The organism is Lacibacter sp. H375 (genome assembly GCF_037892425.1).
In the GTDB taxonomy this organism is placed as follows: domain Bacteria; phylum Bacteroidota; class Bacteroidia; order Chitinophagales; family Chitinophagaceae; genus Lacibacter.
This window is the reverse complement of the sequence record NZ_JBBKTT010000001.1, coordinates 2,450,675-2,477,168: the sequence shown is the minus strand read 5'-3', so window position 1 is coordinate 2,477,168 and position 26,494 is coordinate 2,450,675. Positions and strand designations below refer to the sequence as shown.

Genomic DNA, 26,494 nt, shown 5'->3' with positions numbered 1-26,494 from the left:
GGTTAAACTTCTATAATTGCTTAAGCGCTCCATCAAAATTATAAACTGAATTTGCTTTTGTTTTTACTGTAACGATCTTCCCATTATAGCGAAGAAGCAGATCATTTCCTGTTTTTGATCGCACTGCCAGTTTCACCAACTTACCTGCATTCCATTTCATATCCATCACAAAACCACCTCTCACACAAATACCTTTTACTTCACCATCAGCAAACGCAGTTGGTAAAGCAGGCAACAAGTCAACATACTTTGTATGACTTTGCACCAGCATTTCACCAATACCTGCAGCACCACCAAAATTTCCATCGATCTGGAATGGTGGATGTGCATCAAACAAATTTGGATAACTACCTGCGCCGCCTTTCACCGGACTCAGCAACATCTTCACCATGGTGAATGCATGTTCTCCATCTTTAAAACGTGCCCAGCAATTGATCTTCCATCCAAGACTCCAACCAGTCGCTTCATCCCCACGAAATAATAATGATTGTTTTGCTGCATTCATCAACGCAGGTGATTCATCATAATTAATTTCACTACCCGGATACATGCCCCACAAATGCGAAATATGACGATGCTTGTTGTTGGGATCATCTTTATCGTGCATCCACTCCTGCAACTGTCCATGTTTACCGATCACGTTCGGTGCGATCTGTTTGTATTTTTCTTTTAGCGTAATTCGTATTGCAGCATCCACATTTAGAATTTCACTTGCGTCAATTACATTTTTAAAAAGAGTTCTGATAATTTGATGATCCATTGTCGGGCCCGCCACCAATCCACCTTGCTCCGGCGAGTTGGATGGTGTGCTGATGAGATAACCTGTCTTCGGATCTTTTATTAGAAAGCTGTTAAAGAACAACGCCGCATCTTTCATAATGGGATATGCTTTGTTCTTCAAAAAGTTTTTATCCTGTGTAAACAGATAACGTTCCCACAAATGCTGGCACAACCATGCACCACCTGTTACCCATATACCATGATTCGCTGCATTGATCGGTGCAGTACCACGCCACAGATCGGTGTTATGATGCAATACCCAACCGGGTGCGTTGTAATGATCTTTTGCTGTTTGCTTTCCTGTTACAGTCAGTTCACTTATCATATCAAACAACGGCTCATGCATGGGGGATAAGTTCAGCAACTCTGCAGGCCAGTAATTCATTTCTGCATTAATGTTCGTAGTGTACTTACTTCCCCAAGGTGGATTCGTGAGATCGTTCCAAATACCTTGCAGATTTGCAGGTCTTGTACCGGGACGTGAAGATGAGATCAATAAATACCGTCCATATTGTGTGTACAATGCTGCAAACGAAGGGTCATCACCGTTTGCAAAATTGCTTAATCGTTCATCGGTTGGTAATGAAGCTTTTTTATTATCGCCCATTACAATCGAAAATGTGTTGAACCATTTTTTATACTCAGCAATATGTGCTGTCTTGATCTGTTGATAGGTTTTCCCTTCCAACGATTTCAATGCAGCCACACATGGTTGCGATGGATCAGCCGAAATATCTTTATAGTTTTTATAATTAGTTCCTGCTGTTAAAAAGATCGTTGCTTCATCAGCATTAGTAATGATCAATTTCCCGTTAACAATTAAAACAGCTCCTCCAACCGTTTTTATCTGCAAATAACTTTTACCTTTCAACTCACCCACCCTCACTTTTACAGAAAGCACAACTGTGTTGGCATTTAATTTTTCAACAGTATAACTTCTGTGCGGACTTGTGAGTACTGCACTAAAACTGATGCTTGTTTTTTTACTGGCAGTTAGTCTTGTTATCAATGTCTGGTTCGGTGCCGATACAAAATATTCACGTTTGTAATCTACACCGCCAAGCGAATAAGAAGTTGCAGCAACAGAATTGGCAATATCCAGTTCACGTTTATAATTGGTAAATCCTGTTGTACTGGCAAACTGCAAATTCAAATCACCGAAAGGTTGATAATCGGCCTGGTAAGTACCAACAGGCGGGGGATTATCATTCAGCACTAAATATTTCCATTGACCATTCAATGATATTTTTTCTGTTTCCTTATTCACAGGATAAACACCCGTATGAATAACCGTATCCTTATAACCATACACACCACCTTTATTTGAAAAGTTCAAAACAAGAATTGCAATTGTATTCTTGCCTTTATGCAGGAGATTTTTTGCAACAATATATTTTCTTCCTTCCGTATTTTGTTGTGTGCCTACCAATTGCCCGTTCACATATGTATAATCCCAATCACGGATGCGGTTGAAATCAAATACCATATCCTCTTCTTTCCAATTGTCGGGCAACACAAAACTGGTGCGTAACCACACAGCACCATCCAAGGCTTCAAAGCCAACCGTTTCCCAACCATCCCAATGCGGAACCGTCATTGTTTTCCATTGGCTGTCGTCGAAATTCGCAGCTGCATATTTTTTATCTGCAGTAACAGTTGCTATCCATCCACTGCGTTCTGCTTCAAAACTTTTTAAACCCATGAATTCTTTTTCGGCCAATGCTTCCGCTTCCTTTTGTTTGCCTGCAAACAATAACTGCCTGATCGTATCTAAATATTTGTATGCACCTGGCCTGCTGTAATTTCTTGGCGCACCGCTCCACAATGTTTCTTCATTGAACTGTATTCGGTCGTTCTCAACCCCACCAAATATCATGGCGCCAATACGGCCGTTACCAACCGGCAATGCTTCTGTCCATTTAACAGCCGGTTGTTTGTACCATAGTTTTAAATCCTGCGCACGAACAAATGCATTACACGTTAAGAGCAATGCGTAAACGAGAAATATTTTTTTGTAAGTCATCATTTGAATTTCTATTAAGCGCTTGTTGTGTCACTCACTTGTACAACAACAATTCTATTCATCTTCTTTATATTAACCACTTCCAACGAGGACGTCTGACGGTTAGCCTCACTTACCACTCACTACTCAAGACTCACTACTCACCTAATCACTTCTTCCTTCTTCACATCATCTGCCACTACAATCACTGCTTCGCCAAGTGTATTATTTTTAAACAGAATGTTTTTTGTGTTTGCACCTTTGATCTCAGCAAATGTTTTTGTTCCGTTGAAAGGCCAGTTGTTTTGAAGCAATACATCTTTTACGTTTGTTAAGCGTATCACGGCAGTTGTTTCCAATGGCTTTGCCGTTACAAATCCATTCACCGTTAACCGCTCTGTTTTCTCAACTGATAAGGATGCTCCTGTTTTTGTATTCACCCGTACATTGTGTAGTTCAATATCTTTTCCATTGCGGATAGTGATGCCTGTTTCAGCTTCAAATACACAATCATTCAAACTGATCTCACTCACCGGCATTTCATCCAGTCCGTTAATATACATGGCCTGCTTCGTATAAGCCGTTATATTGCTAAAGCGGATATTCCTGAACTGTGGAGTCCGTTCGCTCACCGGTTCAGGTGGCACTTTTGAATACTCCATATCCAACACGATCGCCTGTGCTTTGATATTCTTCATGATGATATTATCTACACGAATATCTTCCACTACTCCACCTCTTCCTCTTGCTGTCTTAATACGTATACCACGATCAGTTCCATCAAACACGCAATTGCTGATGGTGATCTTCTTTACATCACCACTCATTTCACTGCCGATCACCACGCCGCCATGTCCACTTAACATTGTACAGTTGGTGATGGTATAATTTTCGGCAGGCGTCGCTTTTGCTCTGCCCGGAATATCTTTTCCCGATTTGATAGTGATGCAATCGTCACCCACACTGATATGACAATCGGAAATATGTACATACCTGCAACTCGATGGATTGATGCCATCTGTGTTTGGCGAAGGCGGATTGTTAATTGTTACAGCTTTGATGGTTACGTTTTCGCAGAACTCAGGTGTTACCGTCCAGAAAGGTGAGTTGGTGATGGTAATGCCTTCGATCAATACATTCTTGCAATACAACGGCTGTATAAATGGTGGACGCAGAAACCCACGTTTCATTTGTGTGGGATCATCGGGCAACAGAATATCTTTATTCAAGCTGTCGAACAACAGTTGATATTTATTTCGTTCAGTTTGATTTTTATAAAACGTCAATGCATAATTCCACCACTTCTGTCCATGTCCGTTGATCGTACCTCTTCCGGTGATTGCAATATTCTCTGCTTTGTATGCATAGAACAATGGTGAAAAACTCATGACATCTACACCCTCGTAACGGCTTTGCACCATTGGCAGGTAATCATCAAAATTATCTGAGAAGTGAAGCTCTGCACCTGCATCGATGAGGATGGTTATATTGCTCTTGAGATGAATAGGGCCGGTTAAATATTTCCCCGCAGGAAAATAAACTGTACCACCTCCTGCTTTTGATGCAGCTGCAATTGCATCAGCAATTGGTTTTGTCGCTATTTTGCTGCTATCGTTCTTTGCACCGTATTTAGTTACATCATAAAAGCGCTGAGCCGTTGCAGTAAAGCAAACGGCTGTAACAAAAGCAAAGAGAATCAGTTTTTTCATTTATTTATTTTTTGCTCACAGATGGCACTGATGTTCACAGATTTTTCTGTGTTAATCTGCGAAATCTGTGAGAGGCTATTCAAATAACCAATCAATATTTTTATTTTTCGCATCACTCATCAACATCGCATCGTATACAGGAATAATCTGTGTTCCATCAACAAAACCCAACACTAAACAAACACCTTTCGGCAGTTTCAATGTATGTGCTCCTGCTTTGAATGTATAACTGTGAATGTTCACCGGCGGCATACCTTCAATAGCGATAGCATTGGAAATTTTTATTTCTGCCTGGCCGTAGTCATCAGCACTTGCATTAGTTTCCAGTTCGGGTGCTTTTGCAAAAACTGTATCTGTGGTAAAGGCAGCACGTTGTGTTTTGAAATAGCCCACTAATATTTTAACAGGTTTATCGGTATAGAAATTGATCTCTGTTGCTTGACGCAATTGTTGCTGAAAAGGAAGTTGAACAGCTTTTAATACTTTTAACTCTGGCGCCAGCTGTTTGATGCGGATGCTTGTATCACTAAAGAGTAATGCGTCTTCATTCAACACAACAGGAACATGATTCAACTTTACATCTACCTGTAGAAAAGGCTTACGCTCCTGCGCCTTTGAGTTAGAATTGTTTTTGAGTGAATCGATTTTATACTTAAAGGTTTTTAGTTCTGTTTCAAACACAGGCACCATCTCTACCCAATGTTTATAAGTTGCATTTACACCACGCATCGGAATTTTGCGTTGCTGTGTTTGCATACTGTTAGCGTAGAGATAAGTATCTGCTGTGAAAGCTGCCAGCTCTTTGTAATCACTTACACTTTTCTCCAACATTGGCACTGCCAGTTCAAGATCAGCAATATTGCCACTGTACTTGTATTTTAGTAATTGTACTGCTGCCATCACTTTACTGCTGAAATGATCAGCCATTGCTTTATAGCAATACATATCATTTACGATACGGTTGAATTCGTCTTTGTTCTTAGTCACTCTTCTTGACACTTCCATTATTGCAACCACCGCTTTATTTCCATGCGACACCACTTCTGATGCAACCTGTGGTGGTGTTTCGCCAATATGCTTAATTCTCTTCTGTTGCTTATCGGCATAGTCAAGGATCATTTCACCTTCAGGCGCTTCAGCATCGTACAGCAGTGTAAACAAACCATAACGGAAGGGGTTGATGAGTTGTGTCATCAGCATGCCCAATGTTAATGTCTGTCGGTTACCATCTGTAATACCAAAACGTCTCAACAGTTTCGGAGCTATCTCTCCGCTTTCTTCATACGCTGTTAATATTCTTCTTCCATCTGCTTCACTGCAACCAAACTTCGCCGCCAATTGTTTACTCCAGTAAACGATCTCTTCATTCCGGTTGCGTTTTGCTTTCCATGCATAGCGACTCCATGCACTATACCATATCCAGTCACGCTCAATTTGTAATAAACGTTTTCCTTTTACACTGTCTGCACTGTAAGGCCAGTCCCAATAAGAAGCCTGCGGATATAAATGCAAACCGTTGCCACCCATTACTTCGTGCATACCAATTACACTTTGCTGTATAAAATCGGGTGAGCCATAACGGAATGGTTCGAGGTTGGCAAGAATATGTACGTTCTCAATCTGCACACTACCGAGTTTGCTTAATGTTTGATGTAACTCAGCCCAGCTTCCTCTTGGTCGTGCATAGGTTAATGCTTCACCGTTGAACTTTGCTTCGGTATATAAATTTTTGTAGAGTCGCAATGCTGCCCTCATTACTCCGGGTGCATCAGTATCATGTGCACGCAAAACAATCGGCGGCTCTTCTGTCTTGTTCAGTGCTTTCAAACCATCTTTCACACCGGGAATAATTGTTTGTGTGAACCATTCAATATCATCCTTACCAACACCTTCCATTGCTTCACCGAGACAAACCATTAAACCAACGTTGGGATATTTTTCAACAAAGGCTGCAATGGATTTACGTGTATAATCAGCGATGAGCGGAATGATCGGTCGTTCACGTTCCTGTGTTTTGATCTTGTGATGTTCAGCAAATGGTTTGGAGACGATGATATTATAAAACATCTGTATCACCCAGATGCCACGTTTATCAGCTTCAGTAGTTAAGAAGCGATAGATATCTTCGTTCTTTTTAAATGTTGCATCATCCACTTCAACTGCATACGGATAATCTTTCAGCTTCACCAATGAAGCAAACGGATGACCATTCCAGAGATACAACGAATTCATACGGTTTGCCACCATCGAATCGAGATACTGTATCCATAATTTTTTATCGTAGAACCAGGGAAAGGTTTCAGGTGTGTAAGGATACTCATACACATTCCTGCCGGGCAGATAGTACGGTTTCTGTACACCGATGCATGCGCCACGTAGTACCATTTCAGGTGCATCGGTTATGTTCAGATTTTTAGGATAAGCTTTTAACTTCTTTAATTGCGAAACGAATTCCAAACAGCCGTACAGCAAGCCTGTCTCATCGCTCCCTTCAATTCGTGTTTGATTATTTTTTGTAGTGATAGTAAAACCTTCTTTAGGGCCTTGTTTATATCCAAATGAAAAACGATGATTGCCCCGTTTCAATCCCAGTACTTTTTCTGCATCCCAAATCTTTTGTGTGGCAAAAAGTTCACGGGGAGTTTTTACCCGATCACCCCAACCAATCTGTGCCGACAATGTCGTACAACATAATATAAATAGTATCGCTAAAATCTGCTTCATGTTAATTCACTTGCACTAATTCGTTTAAATAAATTTCCAGCATGGTATAACCACTTGCATCTACTTTGTTGCAGTCGTTCGCATCATTTGGGTTCAATCCTTTTTTTGTTTCCCATGCATCAGGCATACCATCATTATCTGTATCAATAGGTGCAGAAGCAGATTTATATTCGGCCCAACCACCAACTGCAAACGGACTATCAATAATTCCCGGCTTACCAAATACTCCTTTGCCGGTTGCTGTACCTGTTCTTGTTTCGTTCAATACACGTTCATCAGTTGCATCACGTTTTGGAAAAATGGCGCCTGCATATTTCAAAACCTTCTCGTATGATTCTTTTGCTGTTTCAACAGGTAGTGCAACAGAAACTGGAAATGCTTTTTCAGAAATTGCACCTGAAGGATAGCCTTGTGCTTGCAGATCAACACCGTTCTTATTCTTTTTGGTCAATGCTTTATCGCCTTCCATGATGTTGCCATCAACAAACCACTGCCCTGTTCCTTTGCTGACTTCTTTCTGATAAGAAGCATTGACAAATTTCAATTCAGCAGCAGTTGCCGGACCTGGCTTGTAATAATTGTTCACAATGTTCACTTGTGATACGCCACCTGCAATATTTACTTCGCCGCCATAAGCAGCATTGGCATTGCCCCAATTGTAAATAACATTGTTGCGGTAATCGATCAATGCAACTGTATCATGTGCCCGTGCACCATTGAACCGTACTGCACGACTGTTGAGATGCGCCAATAAATTATGATGATAGCTTGCGTATTGTCCGCCCCACACACCACCATATGAACGATGCCCTTTCTGATGACCTGCTTCATACAAACCTTCACTTACGATACACCATTGTACAGTAACATTTTTTGTATCGTACATAGCTGCACATTCTTCGTTGGCCCAACTGAAACTACAATGATCAACAATTACATCATGACAGTTCTCCATATCAAAGCCATACAATCCTGTTTTCAATGTACCACCTGGGCGTGAACGGATATAACGGATAATGATATTACCATGATTGCCTTTTGAAGAAGCACCATTTAAAATGAGTGACTGATTTTTTAAACAGATACCATCACCGGGAGCTGTTTGTCCGGCAATGGTTAAATTGGAACGTTTGATCTGGATCTTCGATTTCAGTTCGATAATACCGGATACACGGAAGATCACCGTTAATGCTTCGCCGGGAAATTGTTCCAATGCCCAGCGGAAACTTCCTTCGCCACTATCGTTGAGATTGGTTACTGCAACAACTTTTCCTCCTCTTCCACCTGTTGCATATTTGCCGAAACCTTCTGCACCGGGAAAAGCTATTTGCTGCGACACTACATATTGAGCAAAAAATAAACATGCAATTATGATCACTGATTGTTTCTTCATCACGATTCGTTCTTAAAAAATTAAAGCAATTCATTTGGCTTGATGCCACCTTTTTCACAACTGATATATGCTGCTTCCGTACATGCCATGGTATGAATGCAATCTTCCACAGCATTATCAGGTTTTTCAATTTTTCCTGCAGCCGCCAGCATTAACTGTTCCATACTGCCAATAAATGCATGTGGAAACCAACTGCCTTCAATTTTCTTTTCCTGCCATTGTGGTTCTTTGCCTTCCTCTAAAAACACATATTCAAAATTATCTGCTTCGCCACGTGGATAATTGATGAGTGCACCAAAGTTGATGAGCACTGCACCTTTCGTTCCTTCGAATTTGATATAGGATTGTTGTTTGGGTGTACCGTAATTATGACAATGATTGGTGAGAATATTTGCTCTTGTCATATCACCATAATCCATAATGATATTGCTGCGTACCGATGCAAGCGCAGGCATACTCGGATGCTTTGTTGATTTGGCGTACACGGATACCGGATTACCAAGTATATGACGAACAAGATCAATGTAATGAATACTGTGATAGAGAATCTCTACTCTTGGTGATGTCATTAAGAAATCCCACAAATGCCATGGTGTGTAAACGTTGACGTTTACTTCAATATCGTTGATCTCACCAAGCAACCCATCACTGATCATTTGTTTCACTTCAAGAATGTACGGTGCGTAACGTAATTGAAAATTAACAGCCGCATTCAACTTCTTCTCCTTGCAGATCGCTAAAATTTTCTTCGCTGCATCCAGATCTTCACCCATCGGCTTTTGCAACAATACAGCAGAGCCATTCGGTATTTGTTCCAACAAAGGAATCAATGCAGGACCGGGCACTGCAATATCAATGATCGCATTTGCCGGTAATTGCTTCAACAACTCTTCCGGACTTTCAAATACTTCTTTTATACCAAAACGTTCAGCGGTTGTTTTTGCTTTATCCGGATCAATATCACAAATACCCTGCACATGAAAACCACCCAGCATATAAGCAGGCAGGTGTGCCGTATTGACAATGCCGCCTGCACCAATAATATAAATTGGTAATTGTGCAGAAGCGATATCTCTTTGATGATTCGTCATTTCAACTTCTCAATTTTTACTCGACTGCTCCCAGTTTGTTTCCTTGTGTTAATAATAAAACGGCAACAATCAATATAACAATGGCTATTACCAATAAACGAATTGTTTTGCCGCTACTGCTTTTCCATTCTTTCAACATCAAGCCTGTAACTGCACTTAACAACACCAGTAAGATCATATGAATGGCCCAACTACTGAACTCATATTTGCCCATGCGTACATGACCAAGTCCATAAAAGAAAAATTGTCCGTACCATAGCATGCCTGTTAAGATCGACATGAGATAATTCATTCCCAATCCACTCTCGCCTGTTGTTTTATACTCGCCAAATGTTTTTTCTTTTCGATGCAGATACAAACAATATAACAAGGTACTGATGAATGCACCTGAATTAGAAAAAATATAGATCACATTTCCCTGGAAATTCCCTGCTCCATATTTAGCAGCCACATCTGCAATGGGTTGACCCTGATTTAACGAGAAACCATACAATGCAGATAACACACCCGCCAATAAACAAAGTGGTAATCCTTTCGCTAAGGAGAAAGCAGATTCTGTCTTCAACTGCTTTTCAATGTCTTTTTCTTTACTTCTCCCTGCCAAACCACACACTGCAATACCAATTGCACCCATGCTAACTCCACTAATGAGATAACCTGCACCTGTTCCTGAAAGTATAGTCCCTAATGTTCCGGCTACCAATGGTGGTAACAACGTACCCAACACACAACTGATACCAACAGAAATTGCATAGGTCAATGAAAAACCAACATAACGGATGGCAATACCAAATGCAGTTCCACCAACACCATAAGCAATGCCCAACAGGAACGAACGTTGCATGGCAGAAGCAGGTGCTTCTTTTAATACGGTAACAATTTCAGGAATGGTAATGTATGCAACGAGCAAGGGTAATAGCAACCAACATACTGCTGCCTGTGCCAGCCAATACGTTTGCCAGCTCCATCCTTTCACTTTTCGCTGTGGTGTATAACAGAGCGATGCGCTTGAAGCGCCGACAGCATGAAATAAAACTCCGTTAATTACTTCCATATTCTTTTGCAGATGGGTTAAAAGGAATAAAAGTTTGCAGCGTTGGAATAAAATATTTTATCTGCTGCTTTATCATCAACCAAATCGTGAATTACTTCTTTGAAGTTTTTCCAGGTGTTGCTGTAAGAACCGGCCAATAATGAAACGGGCCAATCGCCGCCCATGAAACAACGGTCGGTTCCAAACTGTTCTATTGCAAAGCCAACATAAGGTTTAATATCATCGGCTGTCCATTGATCATTTTTTTGTGCAGTTAATCCAAGTCCTGAAATTTTTGCATAAAAATTTTTATGCTGTGCGGCTTCTTTCATCAACTTACCCCATCTGCCGAATTTTTCTTTCGTAGCAATTGGCGGTTGATTCAAATGATCGAACACCATTCTTAACTCCGGAACTTTTGCTGCCACCTGTAATGCAGTTTCAATATGTTCGGGTAAAACACCTACTACATCGTAGGGAATATTGTGATCGGCCAATATCTGCAGGCTGTTGATCACTTCCGGTTGCAACAACCACTCCGGATCACGCTCATCATGTATCAAATGACGAACACCTTTGAAATAATTTTCTTTGCCGTATTTCTTTTGCAGTGCTTTTACTGTTGCATCAGGATTGATCAAGGGTAACCATCCAACAATACCGGCGATCCAATCTGTGTTTACCGCCACATGCAACATCCAATCTGTATCTTCAAAATTATTAGCAGCCTGTACGAGAATACCTTTCTTAATACCTATTTCAAACCGCTCGGTTTCCAGTTCTTCAATGCTATACGTACGATTGAGTATGGATGTGTTCCCTTCTAACCATGCGTATTCTGCACGGTTAAAATCCCAGATATGTACATGTGTATCAGCAAGCCTCATTCTTTTCAAATGATCATTTAATAACGGTCTGCAATTGTTCTGTTATGCCGAATCGATAGTCAATTTCCTTATTGTGCTCACCCAACAATGGTGCACCTTTGCCTGCTCCCAGTATTTCACCATCCACTTTTATTGGACAGCGTGTAGTGGTTACCGATAGTCCGTTACTTGTTTTCACCGTTACTTCCATTTCGAGTGAACGGTAACCTTCCTGTTTCACCAAACCATCATAATCCATTACCGGTGCACACCAGATATCTGCCTTCTCCAAAATACTGAGCCACTCTGCTGATGGTCTTGTTGTTAAATGACCCGCCAGTATCAATTTTATTTCATCACGTTTTGCAAACCAATCGTTGCTGTTAATGAAATCTTTCAACGGCTCACATTCCAGCAGCGTTGCCAGGGTTGGAATATTGGTCATTGCTAATGCAATGTAATCATCATTTGTTTTATAAATACCATACGGCGCAGCAATGTATGCATGTGCACTGTTCACTGCTCCACGCACCGGCAATTGTCTCCCGTCGTTGTAATAACAGGTCAATACCTCAAACTGAAAATCAAGAATACTTTCCAGCATACTCACCTGCACCAGCGAACCTTCGCCTGTTACTGCTTTTTGATAAAGTGCCGCCAATATTCCTTGTGCAATATGTGTGCCCGCCATGATATCCACCACAGCAACACCCATCGGTGTTGGACTTTCATCAATATTATTGCTGAGCCATGTTAACCCTGAAACGGATTGCAGCAAAAGATCTTGTCCCGGCAAATCTTTCCACGGACCTTCTACACCATAACCACTGATCTCTGCATACACCACATCGGGTTTGATCTGCTTTACCGCTTCATAATCTAAACCAATTCGTTCCATTACCCCAGGGCGGAAATTATGCATCACCACATCGGCCTTTGCAATGAGTTGTTTTACTTTTTCGAGATCGTTGGGGTTCTTTAAATCGGCCGCATAGCTTTGTTTGTTGCGGTTGATGGCATGAAAGATCGTTGACTCACCTTCGATCATCACATCACTTACATAGAGCTCACGGCAAATATCGCCGCTGCCCGGTCGTTCGATCTTGATCACCTGTGCACCCATATCTGCCAATCGCAAAGCCGCAGATGGCCCCGACAAAAACTGGCTGAAATCGATCACTAATATGTCTTCTAAAAGTTTCATTTGGTCAATTGTGAATAGTGAATGGTCAATGGTGAATCCTAATGTCACCCGTAACACATAACACTTAACTTATAACTTGTAACTCTTTTCTTATCTTCTCATTCTGCTCACCCAACTGCGGCGCGGGTTTATCAGCCGTTAATCGTTTGCCGTTGATGCGGATGGGGCATCTCGTAGTAACAATTGTTTTATCAGCTACATGAATGCTTTGTTCCATCTGCAATGCATTGTATGCAGGATGGTCTGTCATCTCGTCCCAATTCAATACTTCCATTGCCCACAGCCCGGCTTCCTGCAAAGCAGTCAACCAGTAAGCAGTTGTTTGCGTTTGCAGATGTTCAACCAACACAGTTTTTATTTCATCACGTAATACAAAAGCATCTTCTTTCGAAAAATGCATCAATGCACCGCAATGAATCGTATCGGCCAGCACATGAATATCGATCATCGCTAAAGCGATATAACTGTCTTTTGTTTGATAAATTCCATACGGCGCACTCAACAACGGTTGACCGTTTGCAACCTTGCTCCGTTGCGGTTGTTCTTTATTTGTAAAATAGGTAGTGAGTAATTCAAATTGAAAATCGAGTAGTGATTCCATCAAACTCACTTCGATCAATGCTCCTTTTCCGGTTTTTGAACGACGGATCAATCCACCTAATATTCCTTGTACCAATTGAGAGCCTGCAAGAATATCAGCAATCGAAATTCCAAAAGGTACAGGACCGTTTGTTCCGTTACCTGTGGTATATGCCAAGCCTGTTATGGATTGCAATAACAGATCTTGTCCGGGTTTATTTTTCCATGGACCCTTCTTTCCGTAACCTGAAATTTCTGCATAGATCAATCGTGGATTGATCTGTTGTACTGTGTTGTAATCAAGTCCGTTCTTACCCATTACATCGGGACGAAAATTATGGATCAACACATCGCTCTTTGCAATGAGTTGTTTAATGATCGCTATATCTTCGGGGTTCTTCAGATCAGCGGTAAAACTTTCTTTGTTGCGGTTGATGGTATGAAACAACAACGAGTTATCATCAACCCACAGATCTTTAATAGCAAGCTTACGTCCTGCATCGCCCGTTTTTGGTCGTTCAATTTTTATCACCCTTGCCCCAAGATCGGCCAAACGCAATGCCGCCGACGGGCCGGACAAATACTGGCTGAACTCCAGCACCACAACTCCATTTAATGGCAATGCACTCATGCTGTAACCGCAATTTGTTTTGAAATACTCTGCTGATATAGTTTGTTCATTTCACGTAATGCTTTTGAAGGATCACCATCATTTTTAAGACAGTCCTGCAACGGATCGCCAGCATGATCCTGGAAATGCAGATAACCATTGTAACGTGGACGCATATATCCATTCTCCATTACCGGTAAAACCTGCGTAAAAAAGTAATTGGTTAAATGATTGGCTGAAGTATCGGTCCACGCACTTCGATGACCGGGTTGTCCACCGTGTTGTACATACATGGTACTCTGACATTCAGCTGATGTAATCCATGCTGCAAAATCAACTGCCACTTCTTTATGTTTGCTGAAAGCAGAAACAGAAATTCCTGTTCCGCCAATGGTTGTTCTTAATTTCTTTCCGTTGAAAGAAACCACATCGGTATAGTGTAATAAATGCTGTGCATATCCTTTGCGTGCATAGTTTGAATAACCATATGCAAACGGGCAATAGAGATAATCGTTTGTTGTACTCATTAACTCTGCTACGGCAATAGGATTACGGCTGAACATTTTTTTATCAACCACACTATACAACTGCTTCATGGTTTCAATTGCTTTGATGCCTGTTGCTTCGTCAATTACTTCTTCCTCGCTTTGAAAAGGCTCAACACCATTTGCAATACAGAATGTATAAAAGTTCATCAACAGATCAATAGGAATAGCAGGCACGGCAACTTTTCCCTCTTTTGCAAGATCCAATACATCGTTCCATGTTTGCGGCACGTTGCTGAGTAAATCTTTACGATAGCTGGCTGCAGGTGTTGCCGCATCAATCGCCAACGCCCATTGTTTGTTGTTATAGTTATAGCTGATATGCGAAAGCCCAACCGAGTTGGTTTGCTGATCCCTTAAATAATCAGCAGATAAATATTCGTTCAATGGCAACACACAATTGGTTGCATCTGCACAACCCACCCACGGATGATCGATGATGAGCAGATCATATTCTTTTGTTAGTTCTTCAATAGGAAAATCAGCAAACTCCTGGAGTGTTCTTTTCTTCCAACGGATTTCCACATCGGGATGTAATTCAGAATAACGTTGTGAAACTGCAAGCAAAGGAGTTATGCCACGGCTATGCCCCCACGTTACACCATTCAATACAATCTTTTGCATGCTTAACTGTTTGCTTTTTTAACCATGAGAATATGTTCGCACAGCATCACCAATTCGTTTTGCTGGTTGAAACATTCTACCAATTCAGTTACTAAACCGTATTCGGGTTTCCTATGATCTTTCAACTCTTTTATGGTTACTGTTACTTTGATCGTATCGTTAATAAATACCGGTTTAATAAAACGGAGACGTTCATAACCATATGTCATGCTTACTTCGTTTACAAAATCGGCAGTGAGGCCAATGGCCACGGTAAAGATGAGTGTACCATGTGCAATGCGTTTTTTAAACGGCTGGCTTTTGCACCACTCTTCGTCCATATGATGGGGGAAAAAATCGCCTGACTGACCGGCATGGATCACAATGTCCGTTTCGGTGATAGTTCTGCCTTTTGTTTGGCGAATATCATTGAGTTTAAATTCCTCGAAATACTTCTGTATAAACATAGCTGGCTGCAATCAGTTTTTACGCAGAACAGGAGTTCTTTTAGAGCCAAAACAACCTGTTCAAACTGAAGTTCAAGGTATAACAGCCTGTCGGGGCGTTCAATGGAAGGTTTTACTGATTTGATGGATTATTTTCCCACCGGCCGGGAAATGAGCCTCTTTGCGTTGATCGTTAAAGATCAATTACCAGCGTAGTGATTGAGCGGGGCAACAAAACAATTTTATTGATCGAGTTGATTGAAGAAGGTTTCATATCCTCTCCCTTTTCAGCAGAGGTATTATATCGTTTTGCCGGCTTTATATTCTTAACACCCGGAATATTCAAACCAATTGTTGTTACTGCGTTAGTATAGTTGATGATCACCACTGTCAATTTACTTTCGCTTGCAAATGCAGACAGCATCACATCCTGCGCCTGTTGCATCAAGCTTGATCCATCGTTCCGCTCTGTTATGATGCGTTGCATACCGGGCTGCACAAACCTGGTGTAATGCCCAAGTGCCCACAAATTTTTTGTAACAGTATAATCAGCGTTGCGGGGATCTGCAATATTTCTTAAGGCAATAAGGTTGTAGCGTGTTTCGGCATCAGCACGACCCGGCTCCCATGCGTTCCAGAAATGCCAGGCAGTTGCATTGGCTACTGTAAAATCGTGATGGATCATTTTTGCAAGAAACAAGGCACAATCCATTGTTGACCGTCGTTCCTTCGACCCTTCTTTGTAACCATCGCCCAGCATACTGTACTCCGATTGCCAGAAAGGAACATTGTATTTCGTTGCAGTATCATTCAATCTCTTTCGCACATTGATGATCATGCTGTCGCCATGATCAGTAAAGTAACTGTGCCCCTCTATTACTTTATGCAAATGCGACAGATTACCGAGATAGGACTTACTGTCTTTTGCATAAAACTGTTGGAGTTGTTTTGATGCATGATTATTACGGCTGTACAGGTATGTAAGATCACCAGCTTCTGTAACAAGAATTTTTGTGTTGAGTCGTTGAGCTGTTAATGCACTATCGAGTTTTACAGCAATGTTGTAAATGTCTTTATTATGCCAGGGCGAGCCTTCCTGGTTCATACTGCCAAACTTCGCCGACCAATCCCACTGCGGTTCATTTACCGGGCTGATGTAGTTGAAATGAATTCCTTCTTCATCAAAATGCTTGATTACTGTTGCTAAGAAACCGGCATAGTCGCTGTACTTATCGTCTCTTAAATTGGTAACAAAATCTTTCGCTGTTTTAAATCCCAATCCGTTTTTATTGAATTGAATCGGTGCTGTGTTAGAAAAAGCGATGAGATCTTTTACGCCATACAAAACAGCTTTCTTTGTAAACCATAGATAACCTTGTTGTTTCGTCCAATCGTATGTGCCATCAGGTGAAAGAAAACTTTCCACTCTTCGAAAAGCATTGCGGATACCGCTGCTGTCGCCTTGTTCAAATGTTCCTCCGCCGATATTAAAACGCCATGCAGAAAGACCAATGCCCAACGGATTACCAGATGAATCGAATGATTTGCTGAATAACAATTCTGCCATTCGTTCTTTCTTTTCTGCAGGCCAATACTTGCCGATTCCTTCGGTATACCACGCACCTGATGCGCCAATATTCTCAATTGTTTGTGCTTTGCGTTTCAGATCAATGGTAAACGTGATAGTTTGACTTTGTGCAAAAAAGACAATTGCTATCAAAATAAAAAATATAGTAGCAAATCGAAACCGCATTTTTCTACTCTAAAATTTAAGTGGTGAAAATGCTGGATAACCATCAACTTATCAGCATACAAATAAGATAATTGAAAGTAATTACTTATTCAGCAAACCTTCACTCGTCATCACAATTCTTTTCATCGTTCCATCTTTGTTGTAATACAAACGATCAATGCAAACAGAACGATGAAATCCGCCATGATCGGCCAACACACCAGTGTGATAAATAAAATACCACTTGCCTTTAAACTCAATAATAGCCTGGTGATTGGTGTTACTATTACCGGCAACTTCATTTAAAATGCCTTTGTATTGCCAGGGGCCGTTGATGCTTTTACTCATAGCATAAGCGATCTTCTCCGGAAACTGGTAAGCATACGAAAGGTAATACCAATCCTTTCGTTTATGTACCCACGGTGCTTCTGTAAATTTCTGCAACCCCTCTACAACCTGGATAGGACCATCGAATTCAATCATATTTTCTTTCAGCTTGGCATAGTAGCATTTGGTGTTCCCCCAAAATAAGTAGGCTTGTCCATCGTCATCAATGATCACCGATGGATCAATATCATCCCACGATATACCTGTTGCTTTGGTCATATCGTTTGTTACTAGTGCTTTACCTAAAGCATCACTAAACGGTCCGGTTGGTTTATCTGATACAGCAATGCCAATTGCTTTGCCGCCGATCGTCTTATGTTCAACTGCTACATACCAATAAAATTTTCCGTTACGATGAATGACCTGCGAGGCCCAGGCATCTGCCTTTGCCCATTCAAATGATTTTACATTGAGCGGTGATGGATGTTCTTTCCAATTCAGCATATCAGTTGAAGAATAACAAAGCCATTCATTCATTACATAGCGTGCTTGTCCTTTTGGTGCTTCATCACGACCAGTGTACAAGTATACCGTTTCGTTATGCACCAATGCCGCAGGATCAGCTGTAAACTTATCACGTATGATTGGATTGAAGGGAAGAGAATCGCTGTGTTGCGCTTTTATGTGTTGAGCAAGCACATCTTCACTCATAACATTGGCAAGAATTGTTGCCACTACCAAACAATATACTTTCTTCAACTTCATTCTTTTTGATTTACTTCAGCTTTTTGTTAATTCGTTTTTGTTTTGAATAAAGAAGGCCCCTTGTGGAAACAACGGAGCCTTTCTGTCGATTATGACCCTAACAATAGTTAACGGGTGCATTTTTTATTTATCCCATTTTTGTTCAAATAAGAAATACAACTATGGAGTGAGATACAATCTCACTTTAAACACTTTCATAAAGTTTCCTTCAGCTTTCATACCTGCCTGTAAGCCTAATGCCACCTGTGTAGCACTTGCAAGTGTGAAGTTGAGTTTATTATCGGCCCACTTTGTAATGTTCTTGAACACAATTGAACTGGTTTGCACATTACCAATATCAGGTAATGTAGTACCTGCTGCAACGGTAATGTATTTTGTGCCACCATCTGAACAATCGCCGGCTGTTACTACCAATGTGTACTTACCTGCAGGTAAAGTAAAGCTTTGATAGATCTTACCGTTTGGTATTTCCGGCATACCCCACCATGCTTCAAGAGAAAGTGCTTTCGATGGCAACCATCCTCCATTGTCTAAACCTCCAACATCGCCACCGCCATTTCTTACATCTGCAGTAGTGATCCATTGTGCAGGTGTTTGCCATCTGCCTGTGCCACCATCGGAGTTGGCAAAGTTGATGCCCGCATTTAAAATATACTGTGCTGTAACATCATACATTACACCAACAGTTTGCGATGCACTGCTGAATGTATCAATCGAATTTGGTTTCGGCAGATATTGTGTACGAAGTTTTACTGATGTTCCCGGTTTGAAATTATCGAGTGATGTTAAACTTTGTGTAAGAGGAACAAAAACCGAGTCAACAGCATCACCCACTTTTGTGTAGCGAACCCATGTACCTAATGCACCAGAAGCAGCATCGAGGTTATCCCAAGCCAATTCTGCTTTGCCTGTGGTCATTAACTCTGCACGGTTAATTGCCCTGTTAGTTAAACCACTTTCATATTTAGGTCCGTAAGCAGTACCGGAAACATTTACTTTCATGGAACTGTTACCAACAGCATCAAATGTTTGAATGGTGAAATTGTAAATGCCTTCGGGCACAGAAACAATTCTGCTAAAGCTATCAATGCCCGGTCCTTTTGTAATTGCATAAATAATGGAATCCTTTCCATCGTTCCAGGTAATTTTAGCTTTTGCAATTTTCGGATCAGCGGGCAACAAGCCTGTTATTTTTATACGTTGATTGCCGGGATATGTCTTTACGGAATCTATTCTGCCGCTATAGATTGTTTCTCCGGCCTCTGTATATTTTTTGTAATCATCCCACTTAGAGCAGGCTGCCAATACAAACATCAGCATGATGATCAACGAAAGTTTAGTTGTATTTTTTTTCATTTGTTTAAGTTTTATCCGCACTTCATCTTTTTTTAATGCAAGCGTGGCTTTGATCAAACATTACCTTTAGTTATTATCTGGGATCTCCATATACCTTCAGTTCATTAATACTTTGTGCCGTACCACCTGCGAAATTTTCAAGGCAGCGGATACGGATGTATTTTACTTTCGGTGCAGACAGATCAATTTCCCAACTAAACCCGGCAGCTGCAGTGGTTTGATCGTTGGCATCATCTGTACCATAGGGTAAACCCGAAGGTTTTTTAACTGTATAGGAACCCAGTAATTTCCATGAATTATCTAACGCACCATTAAGATTCGGATTATCTGAACCATATATTTCAAAACGTTTCATGGTGGTGAGATAATAGAAGCGTGTTCCCTCCGGAAAAGGACGAATCCAGATACGGCTGAGCTTAGCCAATGCACCCGTATTAAACGTGATCATGTGCGGACCACTTCCACCGGGCACCTGGTTGGTAAAACTTGTGAACGGCCATCCCAGCTTCCCATCCCATGCATATTGCAATGCGGCACCATTAGTAACCTGTGGGGCATCGCCGGGTAATACAAGACTTGAGAATTTAGATGGATCGAGTTGGGTTTCAAAAATCGGGTTGACAATCTTGTACATTGTATCGGTTTTATTGCCCCATCTGTCAACAACTAAAAATCCAAAACGATAATTGCCTGTATCCAGCCCACGAATTTTTGATAGTATACTGTCTACATTTGTGTACACAGTTTTATTGTTATCAATTTCATATTCCTTGAATACGTTTGGCTTGGTAACAATAATAGAGATATTCGCTTTTGATGCATTTACACCTGTAAGGTTGTAACCACCAAATGCATCTTCAATTTTCAGGCTGCGGAATACATCCCAAATAGGCGCAGTCAGCGGTTTTATTTTTACAGTCACAGCCGGTGATTGTACTTCAGAACGGCTTACTGAATACAACTTTACTTCATGTTCAAGTGTATCTGCAAAACCTTCCACCACCAATGAATTGTTGTAATACGATGCTGTTGTTTCGTATTGCTTTCCCGTTGTGATAGTATATACTGCTTTCACATAAAGCAGATTAGGATCGTTTGGTAACTTATAAGAGATCGTTGCCTTACCGGCGCCGTTCAAAACAGTCACACCAGTGATCTGTGCAGGTACGGTTGGGTCGTTACTTATTGGCGTGTGTGTTTCCAATTCTTTGCTGCACGATGCAACTATGAATGCTGTGAGAAGCAAAGAAGGAACTATTATTTTAATCAGTTTCATTTTAAATTTTTTCAGAATTTTTAGAATCAGATTACCAGCCCGGGTTTTCTACCAGGTATGGGTTACGACGTGTATCATAATTTCCGATAGGCCAGAAATAATCACGTGGTGCAACAAAACGTTGACTGAAAATAAATTTCTCTTTGTAGTAAGTACCGTCTGTTTTACCCTGCACGCTCCAGCCGGTAATGTCTTTGTTCAATTCATCAGGCGCTTCTTTCCAACGACGCAGATCCCAGAAACGTTGACCTTCAAACATCAATTCTAAAGTACGTTCACGATGAATGATGGAACGCAAACCTGCTTGTGAGGCATATTTGTTTGGTGTACTTGAGAAGTTCGTCCATGATTCAACAACACCTTTCAATCCGGCACGTTCACGTATTTTATCAACATATAAAATTGCTGTAGCCGATCCCGGATTAACTTCATTTTCTGCCTCTGCATAAAGGAGGTACAGATCAGCAAGTCTTATTTCAGGCCAGGGATATGAACGCCATACCGGTGCTGCAGTACCTGCTGTTGTAGATTGCCAGCTAACAAGTTTCTTAACGAAGTAACCTGTTTCACTCCAGTTCGTAAAATGACCGAAGCCTGCGCTTTCAACATTTTTTGCTTTTACATAATAAGTACCGTTATCACTTCCTGTTGCATTTCCATCTTTCATATACCAGATACCACCATCAAAACCTAAGTTGGCATAGAAACGTGGTTCTCTGTCGAAGTTCAACCGGGCAGTAGCAAAACCAGGTTCAATGTAATATTTCTCTGCAGCCGTTGCTGTACGCAATTGATCATAGTTTGCAAAGTTGAATGTTTTATCTTCTTCAATAGTTACACCATTAGACGTGTAAAACATTTTTGCAATTTTTATTGGCGGTGCCCATACACCCTGCAATTGAAACCTGTTTGTATTGCTTCCCCTTGTCATGGGTGGCATACATAATGCTTCATTCGGGAAATACATCAGCGAATTGCCCCACACTGTTTCAGGCCCCCACCGCTCTGTAACTGCATTGCGGATGTTTAATTGTGTCTTTGTTGCTGTACTAAGATTATGAATATCATTCTTATAATAGTAAAGTGTAAACCCGTTTGCTTCGGCCGCATCAATAGCCTCCTTTGCTGCATCTCTTGCTGCTTCCCATTTATCAGGATCAGGAGTTGGATTGAACAAAGCAACTCCATCCTTGTCTTTGAAATTTGCAAAATCAGGATTGCCATTAAACAGCGGACTTGCAGCCATTACCAACAACTTTGCTTTTACTGCTAATGCAATAGGTTGTGTAATTCTTCCTAACTCGGTATTCTCATTTTGAATACGTTCAGGTAATAATGTAATTGAACTGTCGAGCCATGAAGCAATTGTCTCTACACACTCATCAACAGGTGCACGTTTTACATAAGAACTTGCAGGATCTGCTTCTACTGCAACATTTTCTTTAATGAGTGGAATAGGACCATACATGCGTAACATGTAATAGTGATAGTACGCTTTCAAAAACAATACTTCACCGATCCAGCGTGAACGTTCTGCCGGATTAATATCAGGCACCTTCGTCATATCTGCCATATTCTCTAAAAAGATGTTACAGTTACGGATGCCGTTCCATATTTTCTGGTGATCGTAACGTGTATTGCCGGTACCACCTTTTCTCCATCCTGCCCATTCATTAAAATAAGGATCAGCCGCATTTTGCTGGCCCTGCGCAATACGGAAAGCGGCATGCCAATGTGTTTGATCATCCTGCGGTAACCATATCTCATCAGCCGAGGCCATTGCCGCATTGTACCAGCCATCGCCATTCTTTGGCAAATAAGAATAACAGGTGAACAAAAATTTCTCTGCTTCAACACGCAGTTTAAATGCATTGTCGATGGTAGAAATATTATCCGGCACCACATCAAGATACTTGCGGCAGGAATTTAACGTAGTTGTAAACACGAAGAGCACTACTGCAAAGAGCAGGCTTTTGTTTGCAACTTTATAATTGATTCTTGTATTCATGTTTAAAAACTGTTGAATGTTTTAAATTAAAAGTTCAGCTGCACACCCATGCTGTAAACAGATTGAATTGGATAATTTAATCCGTTGCCACCCATTTCCACATCCCATAGCTTAAAGCCGCTGAGGATAAAGAGATTGGTTGCAGAGAAATAAACACGTGTGCCTTTTAATCTCAAAGCTTTGAAATCAGGTAACGTATAGCCCATGTCTACACTTTTTAAGCGTAAGAAAGCACCATTACGTAACCACCATGTAGAAGTTTGATTATTTGAATTCACTCTCCATGTGCTGAGACGTGGCCAGAATGCGTAAGGATTCTGATTGTCTTCTGACCAATGATTATCTGCAATTACTTTCAACAGGTTGTTTTGATAACCACCATTCAAATAGAACGGCTGGATGTTCCATGGATTAATAAAGAATGAACTGCGTGCTGCACCCTGGAAATAAAAACTAAAGTCGAAACGCTTATAACCAAACGATGCGCCAAAGCCATAAATAATTTCCGGTTGTTGCGGGAAACCGATAGGCACCATGTCATCATTATTAATAACGCCATCACCATTTACATCTTTGTATTTAATATCACCCGCCAGTAAACCAATATCACCATACTGAACAGGTGAGTTGGCTACTTCTTTCTGATCGATGAACAAGCGCTCAGCAATCAAACCCCATGTTTGACTGATAGAATGATTTGCTCTTGAGAGGTAAGCTATATTAGATGGGAAAACAATTTCATCTGTTACTTTCACTTTGCTTGTTGCATAAGTAAACGTACCTCTAACATTGATCCACATATTTTTATTCAAGGAACGTTGATAGTTTAATGCAACATCAATACCCTGTGTTTCGGCTTTACCATAGTTAGAAGAAGGAATAGCAGAGAAACCTGCAGCAGATTCTACAGTAGATTTCGCTTGTAAGATCTGTGAACGCCATTGTTTGTACACATCAACAGTAAGTGTGAGATCATAAAACAACTTCATGTCCATACCAAGATTCATGGAACGTGATTGTTCCCAGGTGATTCCTTCATTGGCATATCTTGAAATAGAAACACCGGGACGGCCGTATGTTCCTGCACCATCGTTACGACCAAATGATGCGCCAAAGCCTCCATCGTTAAGGTTTACATTAGATAAGTAAAAGAAACGATCGTTGATATTGCCAATCTGATCGTTACCCACCAGTCCATATGTGGCACGGAATTTAAGATCAGTAATTACCTTTTTCAGTGGGTTAAAAAACTTCTCATTTGAAATACGGTAAGCAACACCTGCAGACGGGAAGAAACCAAAACGATTGTTCTTTGCAAAACGTTCAGAACCATTATAACCAAAGTTGAATTCGGCAAGATAACGGTTATCAAATCCATAAGTAAAACGTCCTGAAAGTGTTTGGTTACGTTGCGGCAACGATGCAGTAACACTACCTGCATTACCGGTTTCGTAGTTGGAGATCACGGCAATTACATTACCGCCAACTGTATGCTTCTTAAATGTACGGTTGTATGTAACTGATCCTTCAAGCCAAAAACGTGAGTCCACTACTTTATTACCTTCTGCATAGCCTAAGTATTCTGTACCAACAGTTCCGATAGAAGTTGCACTACCATCGTTTAACACTGTAAGATTATAGTCTTGCGTTGTTGGGTCAACAATCGCTGAATAATAGAAAGGATTATAACTTCTGTCAACAGAATAAAAAGAATATCTTCTCAGATAACCCATTGTACGGAAGCTTAACCCTGGTGTAACAAAACCAAGATCTTGTTTCAACTCAACCTGCGGTTGCAGATTCGATGTTTTATAAACCGAATACCCACGCACCATTTGTGCATATGGATTTACATATAATGTAGACGTCAATCCATTTGCATCAACTGTTCTTGCAGAACCAAATAATGGATGCGTGATGTATGGTAGTTTCGATTGCGGATACACTGCAGGAAACATCACCTGGTTCGACCAGAGTGCATTGTTGAATGTGGCAGAACCACCACCGATCGGTCCGTTATAATCATCAAACTGGCCATACATGCGAATGATTAACTCCGTATTTGCAGAAAGATTGAGATTGATATTTGAACGGATCGAATAGTTTTTCAGTTTAATGTTACTGTTGAAATTATTGATAGGGTCAAGTTTCAATAAGCCGTTATCTTGATTGTAAGTGCCGGCAACATAGTAACGTGTTCTGTTGGTTCCACCACTTACGTTGAGATTATAACTTTGGTTAACTGTATATTTTTTGATCAGTTGTTCGATCCAGTTATTGTTGGGATAGAGATAAGGATCATCTCCGGCTTTTGTATGCTCAATTTTGTTTTGTGAATATGGCTGAACCGCAAGTGGTGAACGTGTAAGCGCTGCTTCGTTTGCCAATTGCATATACGTAATATTATCAGCCATGTTAAAATTCTTTGTGTTGGATGACACACGATTTTCTGCACGGAATGAAAACTTTGCAACACCTTCCTTACCTGTGCGTGTGTTAACCAACACTACGCCGTTTGCACCACGTGCCCCATATACAGAAGCAGCAGCCGCATCTTTCAACACAGAGAAATCAGAAATATCATCGGGCTGTAAACGTGCAAGATCGGTAGGCGAAGATTCAACACCATCAATTAAGATGAGTGGATCTTGTTTACCTGTACCGAATGTTGAAAGCCCCCTGATGTAAAATGCAGAGTTATCAGTACCTAAGCCAGGTTCACCACTTCGCTGAAAAGAGATAACACCCGGAATACGGCCAGCAAGTGTATTGGTAAGATTACCTGTTGGTCCTTTTAATGTTTTCACATCCACAGTTGTAATGGAACTAACCATACTTGCTTTTTTCTGTGTACCACCAAAACCAATAATGACCACATCGCCAAGATTGCCACTTGCATTTTTCAACACTACATTAATTGTTGTTTTACCGTTGATCGCAATTTCCTGCGTTTCAAAACCAACACTTGAAATAACGAGGGTTCCTTTTGCAGGAACACGGATGGAGAAATTTCCTTTCTCATCTGTTTGTGTAGCTCTTTTGACATCAGCTTTTAGCTGAACAGTTACACCTTGCAGCACCGCAGAATCTGAACTTACATTACCTTTTACAGTAATCTCATTATCCTGCGCAAAGAGTGTAACAGAAAGGCAGAGCAACATTGCTAATAAAGCGATGGCTCTCTTGCCGGCTTTAATGGTTACTAATTCTTTCATAAGCAATCAATACTTGTTTAATTAAAAAATAAATGAACCTTGTACGTTTTGGTTAATAAGCAGGTGTATCACATCACATGTATGACCACAGTTAGACAATAATCCGGTTACTTCACATGTTTTTGTGCAGCATACAGATTGTTACAGGAAGCTTTGAACGAAGTATTAGTTCAACGAAAAGAAGCTGATTCAGAAAATGTCATTCTTGCAAACTTTTCAGAAGGAAATAA

The 26,494-nt window shown here is 40.8% G+C and carries 17 protein-coding genes; all 17 read right to left on the bottom strand.

Annotated features, from left to right (window positions below):
* Positions 1-10: 10 nt before the first annotated feature.
* The 17 genes from WG954_RS10945 to WG954_RS10865 all read right to left on the bottom strand — a co-directional run bounded on the left by WG954_RS10945 (position 11) and on the right by WG954_RS10865 (position 26,264).
* Positions 11-2,806: a glycoside hydrolase family 95 protein gene (locus tag WG954_RS10945; RefSeq protein ID WP_340436387.1), complete on the bottom strand. Its 2,796-nt coding sequence runs from the start codon at positions 2,804-2,806 to the stop codon at positions 11-13.
* Positions 2,807-2,943: 137 nt separating this feature from the next.
* Positions 2,944-4,491, bottom strand: a complete 1,548-nt coding sequence (locus tag WG954_RS10940; protein WP_340436384.1) for a glycoside hydrolase family 28 protein — start codon at positions 4,489-4,491, stop codon at positions 2,944-2,946.
* A gap of 75 nt (positions 4,492-4,566) precedes the next feature.
* Positions 4,567-7,215 carry an alpha-d-galacturonidase gene (locus WG954_RS10935; RefSeq protein WP_340436382.1) on the bottom strand — a complete coding sequence of 883 codons (2,649 nt, stop codon included), beginning with the start codon at positions 7,213-7,215 and terminating at the stop codon, positions 4,567-4,569.
* Between the two features lies 1 nt (position 7,216).
* Positions 7,217-8,608: a pectate lyase gene (locus WG954_RS10930; RefSeq protein WP_340436380.1), complete on the bottom strand. Its 1,392-nt coding sequence runs from the start codon at positions 8,606-8,608 to the stop codon at positions 7,217-7,219.
* Between the two features lie 20 nt (positions 8,609-8,628).
* The gene (locus WG954_RS10925) at positions 8,629-9,699 is read right to left on the bottom strand and encodes a Gfo/Idh/MocA family protein (protein ID WP_340436378.1); all 1,071 of its coding nucleotides are present in this window, start codon (positions 9,697-9,699) and stop codon (positions 8,629-8,631) included.
* 16 nt (positions 9,700-9,715) lie between these two features.
* On the bottom strand, positions 9,716-10,753 hold the full coding sequence (locus WG954_RS10920; RefSeq protein ID WP_340436375.1) for an L-rhamnose/proton symporter RhaT: 1,038 nt from the start codon (positions 10,751-10,753) through the stop codon (positions 9,716-9,718).
* Between the two features lie 17 nt (positions 10,754-10,770).
* On the bottom strand, positions 10,771-11,619 hold the full coding sequence (locus WG954_RS10915; protein ID WP_340438911.1) for an amidohydrolase family protein: 849 nt from the start codon (positions 11,617-11,619) through the stop codon (positions 10,771-10,773).
* Between the two features lie 13 nt (positions 11,620-11,632).
* Entirely contained in the window at positions 11,633-12,802 is a 1,170-nt protein-coding gene (locus tag WG954_RS10910; RefSeq protein WP_340436373.1) for a CaiB/BaiF CoA transferase family protein, read from the bottom strand.
* Between the two features lie 64 nt (positions 12,803-12,866).
* Entirely contained in the window at positions 12,867-14,012 is a 1,146-nt protein-coding gene (locus WG954_RS10905; protein WP_340436371.1) for a CaiB/BaiF CoA transferase family protein, read from the bottom strand.
* Entirely contained in the window at positions 14,009-15,160 is a 1,152-nt protein-coding gene (locus WG954_RS10900; protein WP_340436369.1) for an extracellular solute-binding protein, read from the bottom strand. The genes WG954_RS10905 and WG954_RS10900 overlap by 4 nt, the downstream gene beginning before the upstream one ends.
* A gap of 2 nt (positions 15,161-15,162) precedes the next feature.
* Positions 15,163-15,606: a MaoC family dehydratase gene (locus WG954_RS10895; RefSeq protein ID WP_340436367.1), complete on the bottom strand. Its 444-nt coding sequence runs from the start codon at positions 15,604-15,606 to the stop codon at positions 15,163-15,165.
* Positions 15,607-15,778: 172 nt separating this feature from the next.
* Entirely contained in the window at positions 15,779-17,305 is a 1,527-nt protein-coding gene (locus tag WG954_RS10890; protein ID WP_340436365.1) for a glycoside hydrolase, read from the bottom strand.
* A gap of 114 nt (positions 17,306-17,419) precedes the next feature.
* Positions 17,420-18,409: a glycoside hydrolase family 43 protein gene (locus WG954_RS10885; RefSeq protein WP_340436362.1), complete on the bottom strand. Its 990-nt coding sequence runs from the start codon at positions 18,407-18,409 to the stop codon at positions 17,420-17,422.
* Positions 18,410-18,568: 159 nt separating this feature from the next.
* A complete protein-coding gene (locus WG954_RS10880) occupies positions 18,569-19,765 on the bottom strand; it encodes a DUF4998 domain-containing protein (RefSeq protein ID WP_340436360.1) in 1,197 nt (398 codons plus the stop codon).
* 73 nt (positions 19,766-19,838) lie between these two features.
* Positions 19,839-21,041 (bottom strand): DUF4959 domain-containing protein, encoded by a 1,203-nt coding sequence (locus WG954_RS10875; RefSeq protein ID WP_340436358.1) that lies wholly within the window; start codon positions 21,039-21,041, stop codon positions 19,839-19,841.
* A 31-nt stretch (positions 21,042-21,072) separates the two neighbouring features.
* On the bottom strand, positions 21,073-23,049 hold the full coding sequence (locus WG954_RS10870; RefSeq protein ID WP_340436356.1) for a RagB/SusD family nutrient uptake outer membrane protein: 1,977 nt from the start codon (positions 23,047-23,049) through the stop codon (positions 21,073-21,075).
* A 26-nt stretch (positions 23,050-23,075) separates the two neighbouring features.
* Positions 23,076-26,264 carry a SusC/RagA family TonB-linked outer membrane protein gene (locus WG954_RS10865; RefSeq protein WP_340436354.1) on the bottom strand — a complete coding sequence of 1,063 codons (3,189 nt, stop codon included), beginning with the start codon at positions 26,262-26,264 and terminating at the stop codon, positions 23,076-23,078.
* Positions 26,265-26,494: the final 230 nt, after the last annotated feature.